Origin of the sequence: Pseudomonas sp. KK18 (assembly GCF_037094675.1) — a bacterium.
Taxonomy (GTDB): domain Bacteria; phylum Pseudomonadota; class Gammaproteobacteria; order Pseudomonadales; family Pseudomonadaceae; genus Aquipseudomonas.
The window spans coordinates 2,253,638-2,275,170 of the sequence record NZ_CP146605.1 but is presented as its reverse complement, the minus strand read 5'-3'; the positions used below and the strand labels follow the sequence as shown (position 1 = coordinate 2,275,170).

The following is a 21,533-nucleotide window of genomic DNA, read 5'->3' as shown; positions in this document are numbered from 1 at the left end:
GAGACCTGAGCGATGCGTATTACCTGCCTGCATACCGCCGAGAGCAACATTGCAGTGTTTGACGCTGCCGCAGCAGCGCTGGGGATCGGGTCACGGGTGTTGCACCATGCAGTCCGGGCCGATCTTCTGGCAGCGGTTGAATGCGCGGGTAAGCTGACCGCAGGCATAGCCGAGGAAACGCAGCTGGCGCTGGTTGCCCTGGCTCAGCACTGCGATGCAGTGGTGCTCACCTGTTCGACCCTGGGCCCGGTGGTTGAACTTGCCGGTACTCACACCCCGGTGCCGATTTTGCGGGCAGATGAAGCGCTGGCATTCGCGGCGGTTCAAGCTGGCGGGAAGGTGGTGGTGTTGTGCGCTGTCGAAACCACACTCGAACCGACTGCTCGCTTGTTTTACCAGATGGCCCAGCACACCGGGGCGGCGGTGGAGGTGCAACTGGTTCCGGGGGCATGGGCGATGTTCAAGGCGGGCGACTTGCACGGCTATCTCGCGACCATCGCCAAGGCTGCGGACCGTGCCTATATGGACGGCGCGTCTATCGTGGCACTGGGGCAAGCGTCCATGAGCGAAGCCTCTTCGCTTGTAACGACGGGCCCTGCTCCACTCACCAGTGCATCGACGGGGCTGCGGGCAGCGCTGAGTCGTGCCGAACGCGGGTATGATCCAGGCTAACCCGGCCCGACTGGACCCACGCTGATGCCCGCCTCCCATACCCGGCCTACTCCCGCACCACTCCTCAAGCCCGGCGAAACCGTGGTGCTGTTCGACGGTGTGTGCAAGCTGTGCAACGGCTGGGCGAGGTTCCTGATTCGCCACGACCACGACCGACGTGTGCGGTTGGCGGCCGTTCAGTCGCCCGAAGGTCAGGCGCTACTGGCCTGGGCCGGGTTGCCGCTGGATCAGTTCGACACCCTCGCCGTGATCCGCGACCGGCAGTATTGGGAGCGTTCGGAGGCGGTGTTTGAAATCATTGCGCAACTGCCTGCCCGCTGACGCCCGTTGCTGGTGCTGCGCGCCATCCCGCGCTTTCTTCGGGATTGGGCTTATGATCGCATCGCGCGTAATCGCTATCGGCTCTTCGGGAAATACGACACCTGCCTGTTGCCGGATCCGGATCATGCGCGGCGTTTTTTGAAGGGGCCGCCATGAACACCTGAGTTTGGCTTACTCACCTGGGCAGGCGTGGAGGATAGATAAAGCACTCACGCCCCGCGTCCAGTGTCGTAGCGTTTGGAATAGGAAGCCCCCATAAGATAGAAGCACCCACCCGCCACGATAAACGCCGCGAGCATGTAGAACATGAAATGCGCCGACTGCGTTGCCAGGGCAAACCCGCACAGCACCGGCCCCAGCGCACCGCCGAGGCTGGACAGGTTTTGCGCGCCGTAATACATGCCGCGCAGGTGCTCCGGTGCGATGCGGTCGATAAACATGTACTCGGCCGGGAACACGATGATTTCGCCCACGGTGAATATCGCCACGGCCAACGCCCAATGCAGCACGGTGGTGGACAGCGCAAAACCGACGACGCCCAGCAGAAACAGGCTGAAGCCCGCCGTCAGCCATTGATTCAGATGCTCGTTGGTAATGCGCTTGCCCACGATGTACTGCAGGCAGATCACCACGGTCGCATTGACCGCCACCACCGAGCTGATGACCCGGTAGGTAAATTCCGGCGTGCTTGTGGTCACCAGGTATTGCGAGATGTAGCCGGTGAACTGGCCGAACGCCACGGCGCTCAACGCGCCGCCCACCGTGAAGCAGACCAGGCGATAGTCCTTGAGCAGAATGCGCCCCACCGCGACGAACGACACCGGGGCATTGGCCGGGTCGGCGGAGCTGAGGCTCCTGTCGCCCCACACCCAATAGGTGAGGAAGAAGCCCATGCCCAGGATCGCCGACACCAGGAACGGCAGTTTCATATCCATGTGCGCGAGCCCGGCGCCAATGAACGGCCCCACTGCGTAACCAATGTTGATCAGGGTGTAGCGCACCGAAAACACTTTGCCGCGTTCGGCTTCCGGCAGCAGTTTGCCAAACGCGGCCTTGACCACGATATCGATCACTGAATAGGCGAAGTTGAACGACACCAGAAACAGGAAAAACAGCCACAGGTGCGACGTGACGCACATGCCGATGAAGCCGACGGTGAAAAACCCCGTGAAGCTGAGGATCAATCGGTAGCTGGAGATTTTGTCAGTCAGGTAGCCGCCGTAAAGGCTCAGCAACGAACCGACGAGCATTGCACCGCCCACCACCAGGCCGATTTCGCTGATGCCCAACGTGAAGTTGGATGACAGATAAATCACCATATACGGCAGGGTAATGGCGCGCCCCAGGGTCAGGAACAACGCAGACGACAGCAGCAGATTGACCGAAAACGGGTAGTGTCTGAAGGCAGCGAGCATCAGCGTCGGTTCCTGTTATTGGCAGTATCAAAGGCTAAGTAACATATCCTTACACATCCACCTTTGAGCCGGCGTAATTATTTAGCCGCGCCCCCAATCGCCCGTGAAGCCTCAGCCAAGCGCTGCGTAGCGACGCGGATTTCCTCCGAATTGAGCGAGGCGAAGCCCAGGCGCAAGGCATTTTCGGGATGATCAAACGGTGAAAACAGGCGACCGCTGCGCACCACCAGGTCCAGCTCCAGCGCTTTTTCAGCCAGTCGGTCGACGTCGATTGAGTCGGCGAACCTTACCCATAGCGCCAGCCCGCCTTCGGGTTCCTGCACAGAGATCTGCTCGCCAAAAGCTTCCAGCAAACAACTGAGCAGGGTCTCCCGACGCCGGCGGTATTCCCTGGACACCCGCCGCAGGTGCTTCTTCAATTCGCCATCGTTGATCAGGTCCGCGAGCATCCGCTGCATCACGGCATCGCCCTGGCCCAGGCTCACCGCCGCCGTACGCTCAAGCACTTCGATGAGGTTCGACGGTGCAACGATATAGCTGCAACGGAAGGTGCTGCCCAGGGACTTGGACAGCGAGCCGATGTAGATCACATGACGCTGCGCGCTATCACTGGCCAGAGGCAAATAGGGCCGTCCGGCAAAGTGATACTCGTGGTCGTAGTCTTCCTCGATGATGCAGAAGTCATGCAGCCGGGCCAGTTCCAGGAGCTGCTGGCGACGGCCGGCACGCAGGCTGACGGTGGTAGGAAACTGGTGATGGGGGGTGACGTACATCATCCGTACGTTATGCAGGCGGCACAGCTCGGCGAGCTGGTCGACCCGGCAACCTTCGTCGTCCAGGTCCACGGTGACCAGTTGCGCACCCAACTGGCGGAAAATCTCCCAGGCCGGTGGGTAACTCAGGCGTTCGACCACCACCACATCACCGGGTTTGAGCAGCGCGCTGGCGGTCAGGTACAGCGACATCTGCACGCCTTGGGTCAGGCAAATCTGCGGCGCGCCGACCGTCAGGCCGCGATTGTGGCGCAACATTTCGGCCAGGGCGTTGCGCAGGTACTGGCCGCTGCCTTCGCTGCCATGGCGCACGGTGTTGGTGGTAAAGCTGTTGCGCAAGGCATTGCGGTAATAGCGGTGCAGCACGGCTTGCGGCAGCAAGCGATGGTCACAGGCGCCATTGTCGAAAAACAGCGCGCCGGGCCGGTGTTGCAGGGCTGTCACCTGTTCGCCCGGGGTGAAATAGGCCGCCGCAGGCACCTCCCGCAATGCCGGGGCAAACGACTTCGGGGCGCGGGTGGCCGGCACCGCGCCTGTCGCCAGCTGCGAACTGACGAAGGTACCGCGACGTTGAAGGCTGACCAGCCAGCCCTTGGTCACCGCCTCCTCGTAGGCAAGGATCACCGTCTTGCGGTTGACGTCCAGCAGTTGCGCCATCTCCCGCGTGCCGGGCAACAGCGCTCCGGGGCGCAGGCGGCCCTCGACAATCGCGCTCACCAGGCCCTCGACGATCTTTCTGTAGGACGCCTGCGGCTGCTCCCCATCGAGTTTGAGCAACGGGCGCCATTTGCGAAGCTGGACCATATGAATTATCCAAAACTGGAGGTTCTCCTGGTCCTAGTCTACCGCAACAATCGAGCCTCAATTGCCCCGAGGTGTTTATGCAAAACCGCCATGTCGTTGAATTGTTGCCCTCGGGCAAATCCTTCGAAGCTGCCGATCAATTGCTGCTCGACGCCATGCTGGCCAGCGGTCTCGCCGTACCCTTTTCCTGCCGGCGCGGCGCCTGCGGATCGTGCAAGGTCAAGGTGGTGTCGGGCCAGCACCGGGAAAAGCTGCGCACACCCGACACCCCTGCCCCTTCTTATCCGCTCGCGGCTGACGAGATGTTGCTGTGCCAGAGCCATGCCTGCAGCGACATGCGCCTGGAAATCCCCGGCTGGTCACTGGACACGCCCGCGCTGGAAGCCAGCGCACAGGTGATCAGCAAACGCGCGTTGAGCGCCGACATCGTCGAGCTGGTGTTGCTGACTGCCCAGCCACTCGAAGTCCGGGCCGGCCAGTACCTCAGGTTTCGCCTCGACGATGGCGACAGCCGCTGTTTCTCCGTGGCCAATCTGCCCGCGCAGGACCAAGGCCGGTTGGTGTTTCATATTCGCCAGGTCAGCGGTGGCCTGTTTTCCGAACGCATCCTGCCGACCCTGCGAGTGGGCGATGCGGTAAAGCTCGAAGGTCCCGTAGGCGCCTGCACCTGGCAACACGACGATGGGCGCCCTGTTGTGCTGTTCGCCACCGGGACCGGTTATGCCGGCATCAAGCCCTTGTTGCTGACGGCCCTGGCCCGCCAGGCCGAAGTCACCCTGTATTGGGGGAACTCGTCGCCGGCAGACTTCTACGACGCTGAGTTTCTTGAGCGAGCCAGACAGGCACATCCACGCTTTCACTGGCATCGAGTGCAGTCGGTAGACGCCCGCGTGCAACAGGTTGCGCTGACACAGCCCCACCACTGGGCGGAGAGCCAGATCTATGCCTGCGGCAACAGCAAGATGATCAGCCAAGTCCGCGAAACCTGCCTGGCAGCGGGCGCCCAGGCTCATCGCTTTGTCGCCGAAGCCTTCGTCCCCAGCGGTGCATTGACGCCAGCGGAGTCGCTCAACACGCGGCACCCGGTGCTGGAAAAAGTCGGCCCGCGCTACTCGCTGGACGGCATGCTTGCGGCCCGCGAGCAAACGGTCAGGGCCCTGGCCGCCATCGCCGATCAATTGAAAGTCGGCATGACCACGGCGCAAGCCCTCGCAATGGCCAGTGAGACATTGCAGGCCATGGGCGCGTCTCACACCTGGCATCCCACCTATATTCGCTTTGGCGAAGACACCGTCCGCACACCCCGCCAAGGCATCGACCTGCTGCGCAAGCTGCGGCCCACCGATATCGCCGTGGTCGACCTTGGCCCGGTGTGGGATGGCTATGAAGGCGACTATGGCGACACCTTCGTCTTCGGCGAGCACCCGTTGCATGGTGCCTGTGTGAAGGCACTGCATGAAGTGTTCGACGAAACCCGCAACGCCTGGCACCAAGGGCTGACCGGGCGCGAGCTGTACGACTTCGCTGAGGGTAGCGCCCTCTCCAAGGGCTGGCGCCTTGAGCGCAACCTGGCCGGACACCGCATCGCCGACTTCCCCCATGCCCTGTTCGGGCAGGACAAGCTGGCTGAAGTCGAGATCGTACCGAGCGAGATGGCCTGGGTGCTGGAGATACAGATCTGCCATCCCACACAACCGGTCGGGGCGTTCTTCGAGGATATTCTGATTGGCGAGGCCAACGGGGGCGTGTAGGGACGGGCCGTACGGTGGACCCGGTGAGTCCAGAGCGGTAACGTTATCCGGGCATTATCACCTCAGCAAAAAGGGAGTTTGCATCATGACCGACGACACAAAAACAAAAGGGCCAGCGTCGTACTTCCCCTCCATCGAAAAAAACTATGGGCAACCCATTAGCCACTGGCTGGATCTGCTCAAGGCCGCCAGTTCCAGGAAGCATATGGAGCTTGTGGCCTTGCTCAAGACTGAACACGGCATGGGCCATGGTCACGCCAATGCGTTGGTTGCGTACTTCTTGGCGGCTGAAAAAGGCAATTGATCCACCTCCCGGCGGGCGGTGAACGTGCCTACCCGCCGGGCGTTGCGGCTGTCTCTTGAAGCGTTCGTTCAAGTCGTCGCAGGTGAGCATTCACAATGAGTTTGTGCGCTGGCCCCACTGGCAGCATGTAGAGGCGCCCATAGGTGTTATGGGTGACAACCGACGAGGTGATCGTGAGTACACGGTCAGCGATTGAAAGGCAGATCATCACATCCAGGTGCCGGTCACGCTCGGTCAGCACCAGCATGTCGGGCGCGCTGCGTTCCACCAGGAAGAAGTCCAGCCGGTCGCCGACCTGCACAGCCTCTCGCAAGGTGCCGGAGAACCCACCGATGCGCTTCACACCAAACAACGAGGAAATGGCATCCCTGATTCGGAAAGCCACCTGCATCAACGGCCCCGGTTCGCCGGTCATGATGTTCCAGGCATCCAGCGCGGTGATTTCAGTAGGCAGCGGGGCTGAACGGGTGTCGTAGTAATCAAGCTCTGACGGTGCACGCAGCGTGTGAACAACATCGGTAGTCGTCAACATTATCTTCCCTGATTGCTCGGTTAGAGCGGCTGACCTACATCAATACGATTCCCGTCCGGGTCTTCGAACACAAACGCCCGCAACCCGTAATCCTGATCCTTGAGGCGCTTGATGATCCTCGCCCCATGCTGCACGCAAGCGGCGTGCAGCCTGTCGACATCGTCCACCATCAGGTGGGCAATCGTGAACGCGGCAGCTGGATGGTTGGGTTGCAAGGTCAAATGCAGCTCGCCCTGGTCGCGCTGCAGAATCATGAAGCCGATCGGGTTTCCATTTTCGAAGGCTTTCGTAAACCCCAGGACCCTGGTGTAAAAATCATGGGCCCTGCCCATGTCCTTTACGGGAAGCGTTACTGCAATTCGTCCGAAACGGACGCCATGATCAACGACTGCGCTCATCGCAGAACCTCAACGTGCAAGCACCATGACACCTGCCAGGCGGTGCTGGTGAGTGTGAGGCGCCTTGCCAAACCTGAAGGAGCAGGACGGTGCCTGCGAGGCAGAGGTTATTTTGCGCAGCTACTGAAGTAAAGAGAGATACGAGGGTCGTTGCCGGGCAATGATCAGCAGGCGGTCGTTCAGCTACGATTGCTCGGAGTCGGACCTGAGCCCCAAACCAGCAGGATTGATCAAGCGGACTGAAAGGGGGCGAAGCGCATGCGTTTATTCTCGCCCCCTGCCTCTATCACGGTTTCAGAGATGAAACACCGGCCCCGCCTCTGCACCTTGTGGAGGCGCTTCAACCTTCACCTTCAGCGCAATCAACAGTGCCGCCAACAGCATCAAGATACCTGCCGCGACAAAGACCCCGCCGATACCACTGAAACTGAACATCGCGCCGCCTGCCGCCGCCCCGGCGGCAATCGCCGACTGCACTGAAGCCACCACCATGCCCCCGGCGCTTTCGGCCTGGTCAGGCACTGCCCGCGCCACCCAGTTCGACCAGGCCACCGGCACCCCGCCAAACGCCAGGCCCCACAGCATCAACAACCACACCTGGCCGGTCACGGTTGCCGGCAACAGCGCCAGGGCGAGCGCCGCAACGCCCACCAGCGCGGGCATCAGCACCAATGTTCCACGCGGCAGACGCACCAGCAGCCAGCCGGCCAGCAGCGTGCCGGCAAAGTTCGCAACACCGAATCCCAGCAACATCAACGCCAGCCCCTCGGCATCGACGCCAGTGGTGCTTTCCAGGAATGGCCGGATATAGGTGAACAGCGCAAAGTGCCCGGTGTGCACCAGCACGCACCCCAACATGCCCACGGCAATGCCCGGACGCAGCAGCACTTCCAGCACCGTCCTCAAGCGGGCGGTCCTGCGGGGTGCGAGCGGCGGCAGGGTGAACAGCTGGAACACCAGGGTCACGCCGCCCACTGCTGCGGCGGCGAGAAACGCGCTGCGCCAGCCGTACAGCCCACCCAAAAAGCTGCCCAGCGGCACCGCCACGACAGTGCCCACCGCGATGCCGCTGAAGATGATCGACAAGGCACGCGGCAGCAGTGCCGCCGGTACAAGCCGCATCGCAACCGCCGCCGCCATGCTCCAGAAGCCACCCAGGGCGATGCCCAGCAGGACGCGCATCAGCAGCAACACCGTGAGGCTCGACGAGACCGCCACCAGCAGGTTGGAGCAGATCATCAGTGCGCTGAAGCACAACAGCACCACGCGCCGGTCGATCCCGCGGGTCAGGCCCGGTACCAGCAAACCGGCGAACAACGCCACCACCGCCGTGACTGTCACCGCCTGCCCTGCCAAGGCTTCCGAGACGCCGAGTTCGGCCGCCATCGGCGTCAACAAACTGGCCGGCAGGTACTCCGCCGTGAGTAATCCGAACACGCCCATCGCCAACGAAAACACCGCCATCCAGGCCGGTGTCGCGGGCGCCACATCTGCACCGGTTACGGCGTCACACACACAACTGCTCATCACGGTCATCCTTCAAAAGTTATTGCGACCGGCAGTCTAGGTGCGACGATCGGGATGATCTATGATGCAAAATCTCGAATCCTTTACCGAAACCCCGGAAATGATGCCCACCGATCCGTTCGACCAGTCCTCTGACCTCATCAACGAACTGCTGCGCGGCATGCGCCTGCGGGGTGTCGAGTACCGGCGTATCCAGACTGGACCGGTGTTTGGCCTGGGCTTCCCGGCCAAGCCCGGGCACGCCTATTTCCACCTTATCGCTGCCGGTTGCGTCACCCTGCGTACCGAGGACGGCACCCTGTATGAACTGACGCCAGGCAATGCCGTGTTCATCTCCCATGGCGGTGCCCATGAGTTGCTCTCCAGCCCGGACGTGCCGGTACAGGACATCGACCGCTTCAACGCGGCAGCCCTCGGTGATGCGGTGTGTGCCGTGGATGCCCGGGCCGATGTGGCCGTGACGCAAAGCGCCCTGCTCTTCAGCGGCTGCATGGAGTTTGAACTGGGGAGTTTGCACGGCCTTGGCCGCCTGATGCCGGACCTGATGCTGATCGACGCCAAGGGCCAGCGTTATCCGGGGCTGATGCCGATCCTGGCGGCCATGGAGCGTGAAGTCAGCAGCGCCCGCATTGGCTTCGCCGGCATCCTGGCGCGCCTCGCTGAGGTGGTGGCGGCCATGGTAGTTCGGGGTTGGGTTGAATGTGCGTGCGGGAATGCGTCCGGCCTGGTGGCGGCGTTGCGCGACCCACGCCTCGCCAAGGCCCTGCTGGCGTTGCATCAGCAACCCGGGCGCGATTGGACGGTGGAGGAGCTGGCAGCGCAATGTCATACCTCACGCTCGGTGTTCGCCCAGCACTTTCAAACCACCATCGGCACGCCACCGCTGCGCTACGCCACCGAACTGCGGATGCGCCTGGCCAGCCAGTGGCTGACGCTGGAACGGCTGCCGATCGAAACCGTGGCGCAGCGCCTTGGCTATAACTCCCAGGCCGCGTTCAGCCGGGCATTCAAGCGCGTCACCGGGCAGCCGCCGGGGGCCAGCCGGAGATCTTGAGCCGCTAGGAAAAGTGCGTGATCAACATTTCTCGCACTGCACTGACCAGCGAAGCCTCGCCCGGACGCGGCGGTAACAGGCTGAACTCGACATCGGGCAGCGCCGGAAGCGTTTGGATCGACCGGCATGCCTCGGCCCCGGCAGGCACGGCCGAGCTGTTCAGGCACGCCACGCCCAGCCCCGCCAGCAGTGCCGATTGCAGGCCCGCCACCCCGGACGCGGAATGCGCAATGACATACGGCACCCCGCGCGCATCCAACAGGTCGATGGTGAACCGCTGCAAGCTGCAATCCTGGGGAAGTACCACCAACGGCAGCGGCGCCACGAGTTCGTGCTGTGCGTCGAACCCACTGAGTGCCACCCACCGCAGGGCCTCTCGTCGTACGGGAATGCCTTCGGGAAGGCTGCGACCATCGAGGATGCGCATCGACAGGCCAATGTCGAATTCGCCGCTGTTGGCGCCCTTTTCGATTTGCAGGCTCTTGCGCACCGAAACATGCAACCGAAGCTGCGGATATCGCGTGCGCAAACCCTTCAACATACCCGCGATGGCGCTGGGCAAAAAATAGTCGGTGATGGCCAGACGCAGTTCGCCGCTCAAGGTTACGCCGCGCATATCCTCAAGCACGCAGTCACTCAGCGCGAGCAATTCACGCGCATGTGCCAGCAGGCGCTCTCCGGCAGGTGTGGGGCTCACGCCTTTTTTGCCGCGCTCCAGCAGCGTCACGCCGGTGAAGGTTTCCAGCTTGCGAAGTTGCTCACTGAGCGCGGACTGGGAACGGCACAGCTTGGGCGCGGCCGCCGAAAGGCTGCCGGATTCCAGGATGGTGACGAAGGAGCGCAGTTGCTCAAGGTCAAAGGGGCGCATGTCTAACCTGCGTTTTTTCCGATAGATATCATTATATCTTCCCGTTTTTCAGATCCGAGTAATTTTCTTAATCTGGTACCTCACCCTACCCTTACGAGGAACTCACCATGCCAGGCATCACCCTGAAAATCTCCGGAGAACGCAATCCCGAACTGGTCCGCCAGCTCGTCCCGCAGCTCACTGCACTGACCTGTGAAGTGCTCGAGAAACGCCCGGAGCAGACCTTGCTGATTCTCGATTTTGTACCGCATGACCAGTGGTTCATTCATAACCGCTCGCTGGCCGAACATGGGCGCAACGCATTCCGCCTGGAAGTCACCGTGACCGATGAGACCAACACCAAGGCGCAAAAGGCGCGTTTTCATCGTGAAGCCTACACGCTGTTGGCGGAGTTGATCGGCAACCTGCACCCACACTCCAATGTGCACATCATCGACTGCCGGGCCAGTGCCTACGGCTATGAAGGGGTGACTCAGGAGTACCGCTATCAACACACTTGATAGGCCGGGAAAAAGCCGCGCATGAATATCGATCAGGTCAATGCGCGGCTCATCAAGTCCGTGAACAGTTGCAGAACCCGTTCATCATCCACGCCCAACAATCGGTCACCCACATAGCATTCGGTCTTGCACCATCCCGGTCCATGAACGACAGCACGCCCAGCCGCGACACCAGGTAACGCCCCGGCAAAAGGACCGTTGACGCGGGCTTTTATGACAAAAAATTCATACAGCTAAACTGTACAGTTTTTCTGCACGCATGCTAATGTCCGAGCATGAACAAACCTTCCATCACCTCCGAAACCCAATCCGCCGCCCTGGCTGCCGAGCTGCGCATCTCCCTGGGCAAGCTGATACGCCGGCTGCGGGAACAAACCCATCCGAACGATTTCACTTCCGCCCAGAAGTCGGTGCTGCTGCGCCTGGACCGAGACGGGCCCAGCACCGTCTCGGCCCTGGCCAGGGCGGAGAGCGTGCGGCCGCAGTCCATGCGCATCACCGTGGCCGGGCTGGAAACGATGAAAGCGATCAGGGGCAAACCCGACCCCAGCGATGGGCGCCAAACCCTGATCGAGCTGACTCCCGGCTTTCGTAAGCACCTGATCGCCAGCCGGGCGGCCAAGGACGATTGGCTGCTGCGGGCGCTGCAGGAGCAACTGTCTGCCGAAGAACAAGCTGAACTCGCGGCAGCGGTAAAGCTGCTGGAGCGCCTCGCCGACTTTTGAGCCACTTCTATCCGTTCGAGGACCTCCCATGGCCGTCACCTTGCTGGATCCCAACACCGCGCTGATCATCGTGGACTTGCAAAAAGGCATCGCCGAATACCCGTTCATCCACCCCATCGGCGCCGTGGTGGAACGCTCCCGTGCACTGCTCGACGCGTTCCGCGAGCGCGGCATGCCGGTGGTGCTGGTCAACGTCACAGGCTTCGCCCCCGGGCGCACCGAGCGGCCACGGCGCAGCGATGTATTTCCACCGGGATGGGCCGACCTGCTGCCCGAACTCGATCAGCAACCCGGCGACATTGGGGTGACCAAACGCACCTGGGGTGCCTTCGCCAGCACTGATCTTGAGGCGCAACTCAAAGCACTCGGCGTGACTCAAGTAGTGATCACCGGCGTTGCTACCGGAACCGGCGTGGAGTCCACCGCGCGCCAGGCCTACGAGGCCGGCTTCAACGTGACCCTGGCCGTCGATGCCATGACCGACGCGAACGCCGAGGCCCATCACTACAGCCTGAACCAGGTATTTCCGAAGCTGGGGGAAACCGGCACCGCGCAGGAGATCATCGGCTTGCTTGAAACAAGGGGTGCGTGACGATGCAATGGCATGAGCTGGTTTCTTATTTCTTCGGCGGCGGATTGCTCGCCAACGCGCTGCCCCATTGCCTCAGTGGCTTGATGGGCCAGTCCTTCCAGACGCCGTTTGCCAAGCCGCGCGGCCAGGGGCGGTCCTCCTCGACGCTGAATGTGCTCTGGGGTTTTCTCAACCTGGTGGTCGGCTACGTGCTGGTCTGCCGGGTCGGGGACTTCGACCTCAAAAGCACCGCTGATGTGCTCGCCCTCGGGCTCGGGGCCTTGGCCCTGAGTGTATTCCTGGCGCAGCATTTCGGGCGCTTCAACGGTGGTCATTCCTCAGGGCCGGTGTGAGTTCGATGGGCATTTTCCGCTCGCTGCGCAGCGTCAACTACCGCATTTGGGCCGCCGGCGCCCTGGTGTCGAATATCGGCACCTGGATGCAACGCACGGCCCAGGACTGGCTGGTGCTGACCCAGCTCACGCCGCATAACGCGTCGGCCGTCGGCATCGTCATGGCGTTGCAGTTCGGGCCGCAATTGCTGTTGCTGCCCTGGACCGGCTTCGCCGCCGATCACTACGACAAGCGCAAGCTGCTGATGGTCACCCAGGGCGTGATGGGCGTGCTGGCGCTGATGCTGGGGGTGTTTACCCTGACCGGCATCGTGCAGCTGTGGCACGTGTATGTGTTCGCGTTTTTGTCCGGCTGCGCCTCGGCCTTCGATGCACCGGTGCGGCAGATATTCGTGGCGGAGCTGGTGGGCGAAGCGGACCTGTCCAATGCCATCGCGCTCAATTCCACCTCGTTCAACATGGCGCGCATGATTGGCCCGGCGGTGGCCGGCGTGACCATCGCATCGGTGGGCACCGGCTGGGCGTTCCTGCTCAATGGCGCGAGTTTTTTCGCGGTGCTGGCCTCGCTGTTTCTGCTGCGGGTTTCCGGCCTGCACACCAGCCTGCGGGCGCTGCGCACCAAGGGCAGCCTGACTGAAGGCCTGCGTTATGTGTGGGCGCGGCCGGACCTGATGGCGATCCTGATCATGCTGTTCTTGATCGGCACCTTCGGCATGAATTTTCCGATCTTCATCTCGACCATGGCCGTCACCGTGTTCCACGCCGATGCCCGCGGCTATGGCCTGCTGACGTCGACCCTGGCCATCGGCACCGTTGCCGGGGCGCTGCTCGCAGCCGGTCGCGAGCGGCCACACTTCAAGGCGTTGTTGATCGGCGCGCTGGTGTTCGGGGTGGGCTGCACGCTGGCGGCGATTGCCCCGAACTATTGGTTGTTCGCCGGGGCGCTGGTGATCATCGGCGTGGGCGCGCTGACCTTCAGCAACACCACCAACAGCCTGATGCAACTCACCACCGAACCCTCCATGCGCGGCCGGGTAATCGCCCTGCGGGTGGGCGTGGCCCTGGGCGGCACACCGATTGGCGCACCGATTGTGGGCTGGGTGGCCGACCATCTTGGCCCGCGCTGGGCGTTGGCGGTCGGCGCGGCCTCGGGCATCCTGGCGGCCGGCGTGGCGGTGTACACCATGACGCGCAAGCTGGATCGGCCTAAAAATATGTGATGGGCAACACAGCTCCCACAGTTGATCTTCGCAGGCTCGCACAGTTGATCGTTCCCACGCTCTGCGTGGGAATACATCCTGTGACGCTCCGCGTCACCATTGCGCAGGACTTGAACCTTGCATCGTCAGCTGGACGCAGAGCGTCCGAGGCGGCATTCCCACGCAGAGCGTGGGAACGATCAATATCTGAAGGGCAACACGAATCCAGTGTGGGAGCTGTCGAGCTTCAGCGAGGCTGCGAAGAGGTCCTGTCAGGCAATAAAGATGTCGCCTGCCAGTCCGCCATCGCAGCCTCGCTAAAGCTCGACAGCTCCCTCAGTTGATCTTCGCAGGCTCGCACAGTTGATCGTTCCCACGCTCTGCGTGGGAATACATCCTGTGACGCTCCGCGTCACCCCTGCGCAGGGCTTGAGCCTTGCATCGTCAGCTGGACGCAGAGCGTCCGAGGTGGCATTCCCACGCAGAGCGTGGGAACGATCAATATCTGAAGGGCAACACGAATCCAGTGTGGGAGCTGTCGAGCTTTAGCGAGGCTGCGAAGAGGCCCTGTCAGGCAATAAAGATGTCGCCTGCCAGTCCGCCATCGCAGCCTCGCCAAAGCTCGACAGCTCCCACAGTTGATCTTCGCAGGCTCGCACAGTTGATCGTTCCCACGCTTTGCGTGGGAATACATCCTGTGACGCTCCGCGTCACCATTGCGCAGGACTTGAACCTTGCATCGTCAGCTGGACGCAGAGCGTCCGAGGCGGCGTTCCCACGCAGAGCGTGGGAACGATCAATATCTGAAGGGCAACACGAATCCAGTGTGAGAGCTGTCGAGCTTCAGCGAGGCTGCGAAGAGGTCCTGTCAGGCAATAAAGATGTCGCCTGCCAGTCCGCCATCGCAGCCTCGCTAAAGCTCGACAGCTCCCTCAGTTGATCTTCGCAGGCTCGCACAGTTGATCGTTCCCACGCTCTGCGTGGGAATACATCCTGTGACGCTCCGCGTCACCATTGCGCAGGACTTGAACCTTGCATCGTCAGCTGGACGCAGAGCGTCCGAGGCGGCGTTCCCACGCAGAGCGTGGGAACGATCAATATCTGAAGGGCAACACGAATCCAGTGTGGGAGCTGTCGAGCTTCAGCGAGGCTGCGAAGAGGTCCTGTCAGGCAATAAAGATGTCGCCTGCCAGTCCGCCATCGCAGCCTCGCTAAAGCTCGACAGCTCCCTCAGTAGATCTCTCGCGTATCATCACCCTCCTCGCTCCTCAAGGACTCCCCATGTCTTCAAGCAAACGCGACAGCGCACGCATCGAACGTCGCCTGGTCGCGACCCTGACCGAAGCCTGTGAGATCGCGAAAGCCGAAATCACCGGCTTCGACTGGCTGACCCACGAAGTCGACTATCAGGCCTTTGCCCAAAGCCTGCTGGTCATCTGGGTATTCGATACCAGGGCGAACCGGGAACTGGCCCTTTCTACCGGACTGGACCTGCGCATGCGCGAACTGACGGCCACCGCGCTGGAGGATGCCGGGGTGGATCGCCCTTCTTCGGACCGCTACGTGCGCTTCGACTCCGAGGAAGAATGCCACCTGCAGCATGGCGGTAATTGGCGCCTGCGCCTGCTCAAACTGTATGCGGTAAAGGGGTAAAGCCTTGGCTAAAGATATCGAGAACCCGTGCGTCTCAACCTGCCAGCTCAGTGGTGAGCTGTGCGTGAGTTGTGGACGCACCAAGGACGATATTCGTAAATGGAAAAAGATGAAGCGGCCAGAGAAGATGGCCGCTGTGCAGCGCGCAACGTTGCGCTTGAAGACGTTGAAAAAGGGCAAGTGACGCACCCGGTTTCAGGCCGTCAAGTACGCCCGACTGACCCCGTCACCGGCAAATTCCCGAGCAACTTGAGCCCGGTGGTTTTCACAAACGTCGCGTAGTCCATCGGCTTCTCGATACGGGTTTCAGCGTTGGGCAGTACATACGCCCAGGCGCGCTTGGACGACACGTCGTAAACCAGCTTGAACAGGCGGGTCGGCACCCAGACCTTGTTGTCGCCAATGGTGCTGTAGCCCGGGTCAAACAACGGCCCGGTGAACACGAACACATTGCCGTCGGCGCGCTTGGCAAACTTGCGCACGTCCGCCTCGACCTTGCTCCAGATCTTGCGGTTGTTGGTCGGGTCTTGCGGGACCATGTTCGACAGCGCAAAGGACTGGGCCATGGCGTTGGTGCTCGGCGCATCCGCCGCCGGGGATTGATGGCCGCGGTCCACGGCCGGGTGTTGGCCACGGTAGTCGCTCAACTCGGCGCGCGCGCCTTTGGGAATACGCGGGTCGGGGTAGAACTGGTTGGTGCGTTCTTCGCCTTTGGCATCCTTCAACTGGCCGGCATTCAGGCGTTCGACCACCACCAGCGGGGTCTTGCTGGTTTGCGAGTACAGCACCGCGAAATTATCGGAACACAGCGCCAGGGGTTTCATGGTGGCCGGCACGGTGGCCGTGTTGATCGGTTGTGCGGCCGGGAACAGGTCGGCGCAACTGTCGAACGATGGCTTTTTCTGTTGGCTTGAATACAGATCCAGGGCCGCGCCCTGGCTGATGGAGCCCGAGCGGGAGGTATGGGGTTGAGGTGGTGTGATGAGGTCCAGCAGGCCACGGGCTTGCGCCCCGGTGGAGAGCAAAACAAGGGCCGACAGCCCAACTGCAATTTTGCGTAGGTGCATGGGTTAAATCTTCAAAGTTCGATTGCGGGGCTTATGGACCCATGGATGTGACTTTAGTGCGAAGCAGCGCTGCAAAATACCCTGAACACGGTTTACGTAAGTGACTGATAGGTTTGAAGATAAGCTCGCAGCATGCGGGTCACCTGCTGTTCCAGGCCGGCTTCAAAGGCCGCAGATGCATTGCCTTCAAGCAACGCCCGAACCGGTCCCACCACCGCGCTGAGCGAGATGGCGGCGGTAAGGGATGGGTCTTCAAACCGGGCATCCGACGCCGTCGCCAACATCGCTGCAATCGCGGCCACCACCCGCTTGTTGATCCGCGCCACAAGCTCCGCACCGCCCCGCTCACCTGCGATGGCATACAGGGCTTTGGACGCCGTCGGGTCCATCAGCTTCACGGCGAGAAAAGCCGTGACAAACCCCGATGCCATTTCCGCCACCGTGGTGCCCTGGTGTTGATCGCACGCCTGCTCGACGGTCTCGGCCACCTGCACCAGATGCTTCTCCAATACCGCAGCAAGCAGTGCATCGCGGTTCGGATAGTACTGATAGAGACTGCCCACCGACATGCCCGCCCGCTCGGCCACGCGGGTCGTGGTGCAGCGGACCAGGCCCTGAGCGGTCAAAACCTGAAGGGTTGCCGTGTGCAGCGCTTCCACCGTCGCCGCCGACCGGGCCTGGACCGCTGATTTTCTTGGCTTTAACGACGCTTTGAGAGGGCTCATGGAATGCGAATTCTAAACCTGAAGGATCCTTCATATTATAGGCTTCCTCCCGTCAAGCAAGAGCTACGACCATGACCACCAGCACATTCAATCTCGGCGATCGCACCGTCAACCGCATCGGCTACGGCGCCATGCAACTGGCCGGCCCAGGCGTGTTTGGCCCGCCCAAGGACCGTGATGCAGCGCTGGCCGTACTGCGCGAGGCCGTCGCTTGCGGCGTGAACCATATCGACACCAGCGACTTCTACGGGCCGCATGTCACCAATCAGATTATTCGTGAGGCACTGCACCCGTATAAAGACGATCTTACGATCGTCACCAAGGTAGGCGCCCGCCGTGGCGACGATGGCGCCTGGTTCAACGCTTCGTCGAAGGCCGAGCTGACCCAGGCCGTGCACGACAACCTGCGCAACCTGGGCCTGGATGTGCTGGACGTGGTGAATGTGCGGGCCATGCACGGCGTGATGGGCACTGCCGAAGGCTCGATCGAGGAACCCCTGAGTGCCATTGCCGAGCTGCAACAACAGGGCCTGATACGCCATATCGGCATCAGCAACGTTACCCCGACGCAGGTCGCCGAGGCGCGAAAAATCGTGCGCTTCGTGTGCGTCCAGAACCTGTACAACATCGCCCACCAGCACGATAACGCGATGCTCGACGAATTGGTCCGGGACGGCATTGCCTATGTGCCATTCTTCCCGCTGGGCGGGTTCTCGCCAGTGCAGTCAGCGGTGTTGTCGAACGTCGCACAGCGCCTCGGCGTCACCCCGATGCAACTGGCCCTGGCATGGCTGCTGCGCCGTTCCCCGAATATCCTGCTGATCCCGGGAACGTCCTCGCTCACCCATCTACGGGAAAACATCGCGGTGGGCGAGCTGGATCTTTCGGATGAGGTACTCGCAGAGCTGAACACCCTCGCAGGCTGACCCTCACGCCAGCAGTTCTGCGATCCACCGCGCCTGCTGGGCGACTTCTTGCACCTTGTCCTCGGGCACCGCTTGCCGCGCCTGGGCGAAGTCGCTCAGGGTCTGCTGTTTGTGGCGCAGGATGCGCTGCCACTTGAGCAGGAATTCCGGGCTGCGGGCCTGCATTTGCAGTGGGCCGAAGTACAGTTCTTCGGCGGTGTAGGTCACAGGCCCGGCGTGCTCGGCAACGATGATTTCGTAGAAGAATCGGTTTTCCCGCAGCAGCTCTTCGCACACGATGCGGTAGCCGTTCTCCATCAGCCATTGGCGCAACGGTTGCTCGCCGCCGTTGGGCTGCAGCACCAGGCGCTCCCGGCCGTTGAGGCGCGCCTTGTCGCTGTCGAGGATATCGCGGATGGTCTCGCCGCCCATGCCGCAGATGCTGATCGCGGTGATCCCGTCTCCCGGCTCGATCGCCGCCAGGCCACTGGCCAGGCGTACGGTGATGTGTTGCTCCAGCTCGTTCTCGCGCACCGTGCGCTCGGCTGCGCGAAACGGCGTCAGGGCCACCTCGCCCGCCACCGCCGCCACGATGGCGCCGCGGCGCATCAATGCCACCGGCAGGTAGCCGTGGTCGGAGCCGATATCCGCCAGGCGCGCCCCGGCGGGGACGTGCGTCGCCACGCGCTCAAGGCGCATGGACAATGTGTGTTCGTTCAACTGCCGTTCCTTTTCGGTAATACCCTGGCCATTGTATTGCGGGTTCATCAAAGAGGAACGTCACTTTGGTGAGCGCCGTCAATCAGTGGCCGCCAGCCTTACCAGTTCCTTGCGCAACAGCGAACGATCCAGCACCGCCATCCCGGCCTGCCAGTCGATGGAAAGCAACTGGCTCAGTTTTTCCTGGCTGACCTTGGGCTCAGCCAGGAAATAGCTTCTGCACTCGCGGATACTGATGAGATTCACCAGCCAGTCCTCCCCCTGCGCCGCCAGCCAATCAGCGATGGTCGAGCGATGCTTTCGGATCAGCGCACCGGCATCCCACACCGTCATCTGCGCAAAAACCTGCGGCAGGTTGCTGTCGGCTTTCAGCCACTTCAGGTCACCCGCCAACGCGCCTGCAAGGTCTGACTCGATAGTGGCCTGGCACTCGGAGAAATACCGCTCAGGCCAGTCTGCCGCGAGTTTCGCCAGCAGCGCGAGGGTTTCATAAGCCCGAACATCCGCCGCGGTGGTCAACTGCCCGGTAAAATTCAGGGTATTGTCCAGGATTGCCGTGGCCAGCAGCGCGGCACTGTGCTCACTGATCAGCGGCAACAACCCGGCCGCTTCCCAACGCAGGAAAACCTGCGTCGCTGCTGCACCGATCAAACGGATGTCTGCGGCACTTCCCAGCCTCTGCGCCCAATAGGTTTCAAACCCCGGGTGATGGTCAATCACCTCCACCACCTGATCGAGCACGACCACCGGGTCGAAGTGGTGGAAGTCCGAGATATCCACCATCACAAACTCATCGCCGGGCTCGGGTCGGTAGTCATCCAGTGACGATCGCCAGCCGAGCACGGTCCTGGAGATGCTGGCATTCAGTGGAGCACTGCTGACGGCACGCGCCTCGATTCCCTGACGATTCAACAACTCGGCATACGCAATGCAGCAGGCGTATGCATCGATGTCCAGATACGCCGAGCCGGAGGTGACTACCCTCATCGGAAAAACTCCATGATTTCATATTTTTGGCAGGCAAATTTCACACGCCTTTATGACGAAAACATGACTAAATGGACAGAACAACCCTGGAGATTCGAGCAATGACGTCATTTCGCGTTCGCGAGCTGAGCAGTACGGACACTGAAGCATTGCTGACCTTCGAAGCCCGTAACCGTGACTGGTTCGAGTCGCATATCGAGGCGCGCGACCCATCGTTTTACTCGGTGCAGGGCGTCGCCGAGCATATTGACGGTTATCTATCAGGCCTGGCCACCGGCACATGGCACCCGTTCGTGATCGAAGACGCCAACGGCGAAATCGTCGGTCGCGCCAACCTGAAAAGCATCGACTCGCCAAAGGGCTCTGCCGAAGTCGGCTACCGCGTGGGTGAGCGCTCGTGCGGGCAAGGGCTGGCAACCCTGGCGCTGAACCATCTGATCCGCGAGGCACAGGCGCGCTGGGCACTGACCCAACTGGTGGCGTACGTGTACCCCGAGAATGTGGGCTCACAAAAAGTCCTCACCCGCTGCGGTTTCGTGCCCGACCAGCCCGCACCGGACGGCAAGCCCCAGGGCGAAAACCGCTTTGTCCTGACATTCCAGGCCTGAAGACCCGGCCCCCCGGCGAACCTTTACCCGGTAAACACCGTCCGAGCTAGGGCATTGATGTTTACCGCTCGCCGCGAGGTTTCCGTTTGAAAGCTGCCATCATCAAAAAATACCGCCTGATCATCAAGACCATGGGCTATGTAGGCTGGGCGCTGTTCTGGCTGCTGCTCTGGGATATCGCCGTCACCGTGGACTTCATGCTGTTCCTCAACAGCAAGATCAACCTGCCGCTGATGCCGCTCACCCTACTCGGCTCGGCGCTGGTGGTGCTGATCAGTTTCCGCAACAGCAGCGCCTACAACCGCTGGTGGGAGGCACGCACGTTGTGGGGGGCGATGGTCAACAATTCCCGCAGCTTCGCCCGGCAAGTGCTGACGCTGCTGGATGACCCGGACAATGAGGTCAACCCGATAAAGGCGACCTTGCTGCGCCGTCACGTGGCGTATGTGAACTGCCTGGCGGCGCACTTGCGGGGCCAGCCTTGCCCGGATGAAATCCGCGCCTTCCTGCCGGCCAACGAGTTCGCCCGCAGCACCAGTACCAATAACTTTTCCAACGACATCATCAACGGCTCCGCAGCCCTGCTGGCCCAGGAATACAAGGCCGGGCGCCTGGACAGCATTCGCCTGGCGCGGCTGGAGTCGACCCTGGTGGATTTGTCCAACAGCCAGGGCGGCATGGAGCGCATCGCCAATACGCCGCTGCCCTACCCTTACGTGTATTTCCCGCGGCTGTTCATCTCGCTGTTCTGCCTGATCGTGCCGGTGGGCCTGGTGGAATCCCTGGGCTGGTTCACCCCTCTGGCGTCCACGGTGGTGGGCTTCATGCTGCTGGCCATCGAACGCATCGGCACCGATTTGCAAAGCCCGTTCCGCGACAGCGAGCACCAGATCCAGATGGAAGCCCTTTGCGAAACCATCGAGAAAAACCTGCAGTCGATGCAGCGTGATTCCCTGGGGGGCGAGCGGATCAGTTAATCCTTGCCGGGCCGTTAACAAAAAAATCCAGCCAGTGGTGAATTATTCAGTGTCCGCATGTATCTGACCCATTAAGCGCATGCCACCAAAACAGTGGCATCGAAATGGACCTGCGGCTGAGTAT

General features: G+C 61.7%; 24 protein-coding genes and 1 pseudogene. 15 read left to right on the top strand and 10 right to left on the bottom strand.

Going from position 1 to position 21,533, the window contains the following annotated elements; genetic code table 11:
* Positions 1-12 precede the first annotated feature (12 nt).
* Both V6607_RS10285 and V6607_RS10280 read left to right on the top strand, forming a co-directional pair.
* On the top strand, positions 13-672 hold the full coding sequence (locus V6607_RS10285; protein ID WP_134326058.1) for an aspartate/glutamate racemase family protein: 660 nt from the start codon (positions 13-15) through the stop codon (positions 670-672).
* Positions 673-696: 24 nt separating this feature from the next.
* A pseudogene (locus tag V6607_RS10280) lies at positions 697-1,149 on the top strand (thiol-disulfide oxidoreductase DCC family protein).
* A 53-nt stretch (positions 1,150-1,202) separates the two neighbouring features.
* On the opposite strand, the gene V6607_RS10275 reads toward V6607_RS10280, so the two are convergent.
* Both V6607_RS10275 and V6607_RS10270 read right to left on the bottom strand, forming a co-directional pair.
* Positions 1,203-2,408 carry an MFS transporter gene (locus V6607_RS10275; protein ID WP_134326057.1) on the bottom strand — a complete coding sequence of 402 codons (1,206 nt, stop codon included), beginning with the start codon at positions 2,406-2,408 and terminating at the stop codon, positions 1,203-1,205.
* A 77-nt stretch (positions 2,409-2,485) separates the two neighbouring features.
* Entirely contained in the window at positions 2,486-3,985 is a 1,500-nt protein-coding gene (locus V6607_RS10270) for a PLP-dependent aminotransferase family protein (RefSeq protein ID WP_134326056.1), read from the bottom strand.
* A gap of 77 nt (positions 3,986-4,062) precedes the next feature.
* Here V6607_RS10270 and V6607_RS10265 point away from each other — a divergent pair, with 77 nt between their 5' ends.
* Positions 4,063-5,736 carry a M24 family metallopeptidase gene (locus tag V6607_RS10265; protein WP_338743767.1) on the top strand — a complete coding sequence of 558 codons (1,674 nt, stop codon included), beginning with the start codon at positions 4,063-4,065 and terminating at the stop codon, positions 5,734-5,736.
* Positions 5,737-5,821: 85 nt separating this feature from the next.
* Complete coding sequence (locus V6607_RS10260) at positions 5,822-6,040, top strand: DUF4287 domain-containing protein (protein WP_003214516.1); 219 nt, start codon at positions 5,822-5,824, stop codon at positions 6,038-6,040.
* A gap of 28 nt (positions 6,041-6,068) precedes the next feature.
* Here the strand turns inward: V6607_RS10260 and V6607_RS10255 are convergent, their stop codons facing one another.
* The 3 genes from V6607_RS10255 to V6607_RS10245 all read right to left on the bottom strand — a co-directional run bounded on the left by V6607_RS10255 (position 6,069) and on the right by V6607_RS10245 (position 8,497).
* Complete coding sequence (locus V6607_RS10255) at positions 6,069-6,572, bottom strand: DUF2867 domain-containing protein (RefSeq protein WP_102368493.1); 504 nt, start codon at positions 6,570-6,572, stop codon at positions 6,069-6,071.
* Positions 6,573-6,592: 20 nt separating this feature from the next.
* Positions 6,593-6,970, bottom strand: a complete 378-nt coding sequence (locus tag V6607_RS10250) for a VOC family protein (RefSeq protein ID WP_008438853.1) — start codon at positions 6,968-6,970, stop codon at positions 6,593-6,595.
* A gap of 294 nt (positions 6,971-7,264) precedes the next feature.
* Entirely contained in the window at positions 7,265-8,497 is a 1,233-nt protein-coding gene (locus tag V6607_RS10245; protein WP_023659025.1) for an MFS transporter, read from the bottom strand.
* 64 nt (positions 8,498-8,561) lie between these two features.
* On the opposite strand from V6607_RS10245, the gene V6607_RS10240 reads away from it, so the two are divergent.
* Positions 8,562-9,551, top strand: coding sequence for an AraC family transcriptional regulator (locus tag V6607_RS10240; RefSeq protein WP_134327640.1), 990 nt, complete (start codon positions 8,562-8,564; stop codon positions 9,549-9,551).
* A gap of 4 nt (positions 9,552-9,555) precedes the next feature.
* Here the strand turns inward: V6607_RS10240 and V6607_RS10235 are convergent, their stop codons facing one another.
* Positions 9,556-10,419, bottom strand: a complete 864-nt coding sequence (locus V6607_RS10235) for a LysR family transcriptional regulator (protein WP_134326054.1) — start codon at positions 10,417-10,419, stop codon at positions 9,556-9,558.
* Between the two features lie 107 nt (positions 10,420-10,526).
* Between V6607_RS10235 and V6607_RS10230 the strand changes: the two genes are divergently transcribed.
* The 7 genes from V6607_RS10230 to V6607_RS10200 all read left to right on the top strand — a co-directional run bounded on the left by V6607_RS10230 (position 10,527) and on the right by V6607_RS10200 (position 15,604).
* The gene (locus V6607_RS10230; RefSeq protein ID WP_003214522.1) at positions 10,527-10,919 is read left to right on the top strand and encodes a tautomerase family protein; all 393 of its coding nucleotides are present in this window, start codon (positions 10,527-10,529) and stop codon (positions 10,917-10,919) included.
* 275 nt (positions 10,920-11,194) lie between these two features.
* Positions 11,195-11,644 (top strand): hypothetical protein, encoded by a 450-nt coding sequence (locus V6607_RS10225; protein ID WP_003214523.1) that lies wholly within the window; start codon positions 11,195-11,197, stop codon positions 11,642-11,644.
* A 28-nt stretch (positions 11,645-11,672) separates the two neighbouring features.
* A complete protein-coding gene (locus tag V6607_RS10220; RefSeq protein WP_003214524.1) occupies positions 11,673-12,236 on the top strand; it encodes an isochorismatase family protein in 564 nt (187 codons plus the stop codon).
* Positions 12,237-12,238: 2 nt separating this feature from the next.
* On the top strand, positions 12,239-12,568 hold the full coding sequence (locus V6607_RS10215) for a hypothetical protein (protein WP_134326053.1): 330 nt from the start codon (positions 12,239-12,241) through the stop codon (positions 12,566-12,568).
* Between the two features lie 5 nt (positions 12,569-12,573).
* Positions 12,574-13,788, top strand: coding sequence for an MFS transporter (locus V6607_RS10210; RefSeq protein ID WP_003214526.1), 1,215 nt, complete (start codon positions 12,574-12,576; stop codon positions 13,786-13,788).
* A gap of 1,260 nt (positions 13,789-15,048) precedes the next feature.
* Positions 15,049-15,420: a hypothetical protein gene (locus V6607_RS10205; protein WP_134326052.1), complete on the top strand. Its 372-nt coding sequence runs from the start codon at positions 15,049-15,051 to the stop codon at positions 15,418-15,420.
* Between the two features lie 4 nt (positions 15,421-15,424).
* Positions 15,425-15,604: a DUF1289 domain-containing protein gene (locus V6607_RS10200; protein ID WP_003207939.1), complete on the top strand. Its 180-nt coding sequence runs from the start codon at positions 15,425-15,427 to the stop codon at positions 15,602-15,604.
* A gap of 19 nt (positions 15,605-15,623) precedes the next feature.
* Here the strand turns inward: V6607_RS10200 and V6607_RS10195 are convergent, their stop codons facing one another.
* Positions 15,624-16,487 (bottom strand): DNA/RNA non-specific endonuclease, encoded by an 864-nt coding sequence (locus V6607_RS10195; RefSeq protein ID WP_102368489.1) that lies wholly within the window; start codon positions 16,485-16,487, stop codon positions 15,624-15,626.
* A gap of 92 nt (positions 16,488-16,579) precedes the next feature.
* The gene (locus tag V6607_RS10190; protein WP_023659027.1) at positions 16,580-17,212 is read right to left on the bottom strand and encodes a TetR/AcrR family transcriptional regulator; all 633 of its coding nucleotides are present in this window, start codon (positions 17,210-17,212) and stop codon (positions 16,580-16,582) included.
* A 71-nt stretch (positions 17,213-17,283) separates the two neighbouring features.
* Here V6607_RS10190 and V6607_RS10185 point away from each other — a divergent pair, with 71 nt between their 5' ends.
* Positions 17,284-18,138 (top strand): aldo/keto reductase family oxidoreductase, encoded by an 855-nt coding sequence (locus V6607_RS10185; protein WP_134326051.1) that lies wholly within the window; start codon positions 17,284-17,286, stop codon positions 18,136-18,138.
* Positions 18,139-18,141: 3 nt separating this feature from the next.
* On the opposite strand, the gene V6607_RS10180 is transcribed toward V6607_RS10185, so the two are convergent.
* On the bottom strand, positions 18,142-18,837 hold the full coding sequence (locus V6607_RS10180) for a tRNA (adenine(22)-N(1))-methyltransferase TrmK (RefSeq protein WP_134327639.1): 696 nt from the start codon (positions 18,835-18,837) through the stop codon (positions 18,142-18,144).
* A 78-nt stretch (positions 18,838-18,915) separates the two neighbouring features.
* On the bottom strand, positions 18,916-19,824 hold the full coding sequence (locus tag V6607_RS10175) for a DHH family protein (protein WP_134326050.1): 909 nt from the start codon (positions 19,822-19,824) through the stop codon (positions 18,916-18,918).
* Positions 19,825-19,925: 101 nt separating this feature from the next.
* On the opposite strand from V6607_RS10175, the gene V6607_RS10170 reads away from it, so the two are divergent.
* Both V6607_RS10170 and V6607_RS10165 read left to right on the top strand, forming a co-directional pair.
* On the top strand, positions 19,926-20,432 hold the full coding sequence (locus tag V6607_RS10170; RefSeq protein WP_134326049.1) for a GNAT family N-acetyltransferase: 507 nt from the start codon (positions 19,926-19,928) through the stop codon (positions 20,430-20,432).
* Positions 20,433-20,518: 86 nt separating this feature from the next.
* Complete coding sequence (locus tag V6607_RS10165; protein WP_134326048.1) at positions 20,519-21,409, top strand: bestrophin family ion channel; 891 nt, start codon at positions 20,519-20,521, stop codon at positions 21,407-21,409.
* Positions 21,410-21,533 lie beyond the last annotated feature (124 nt).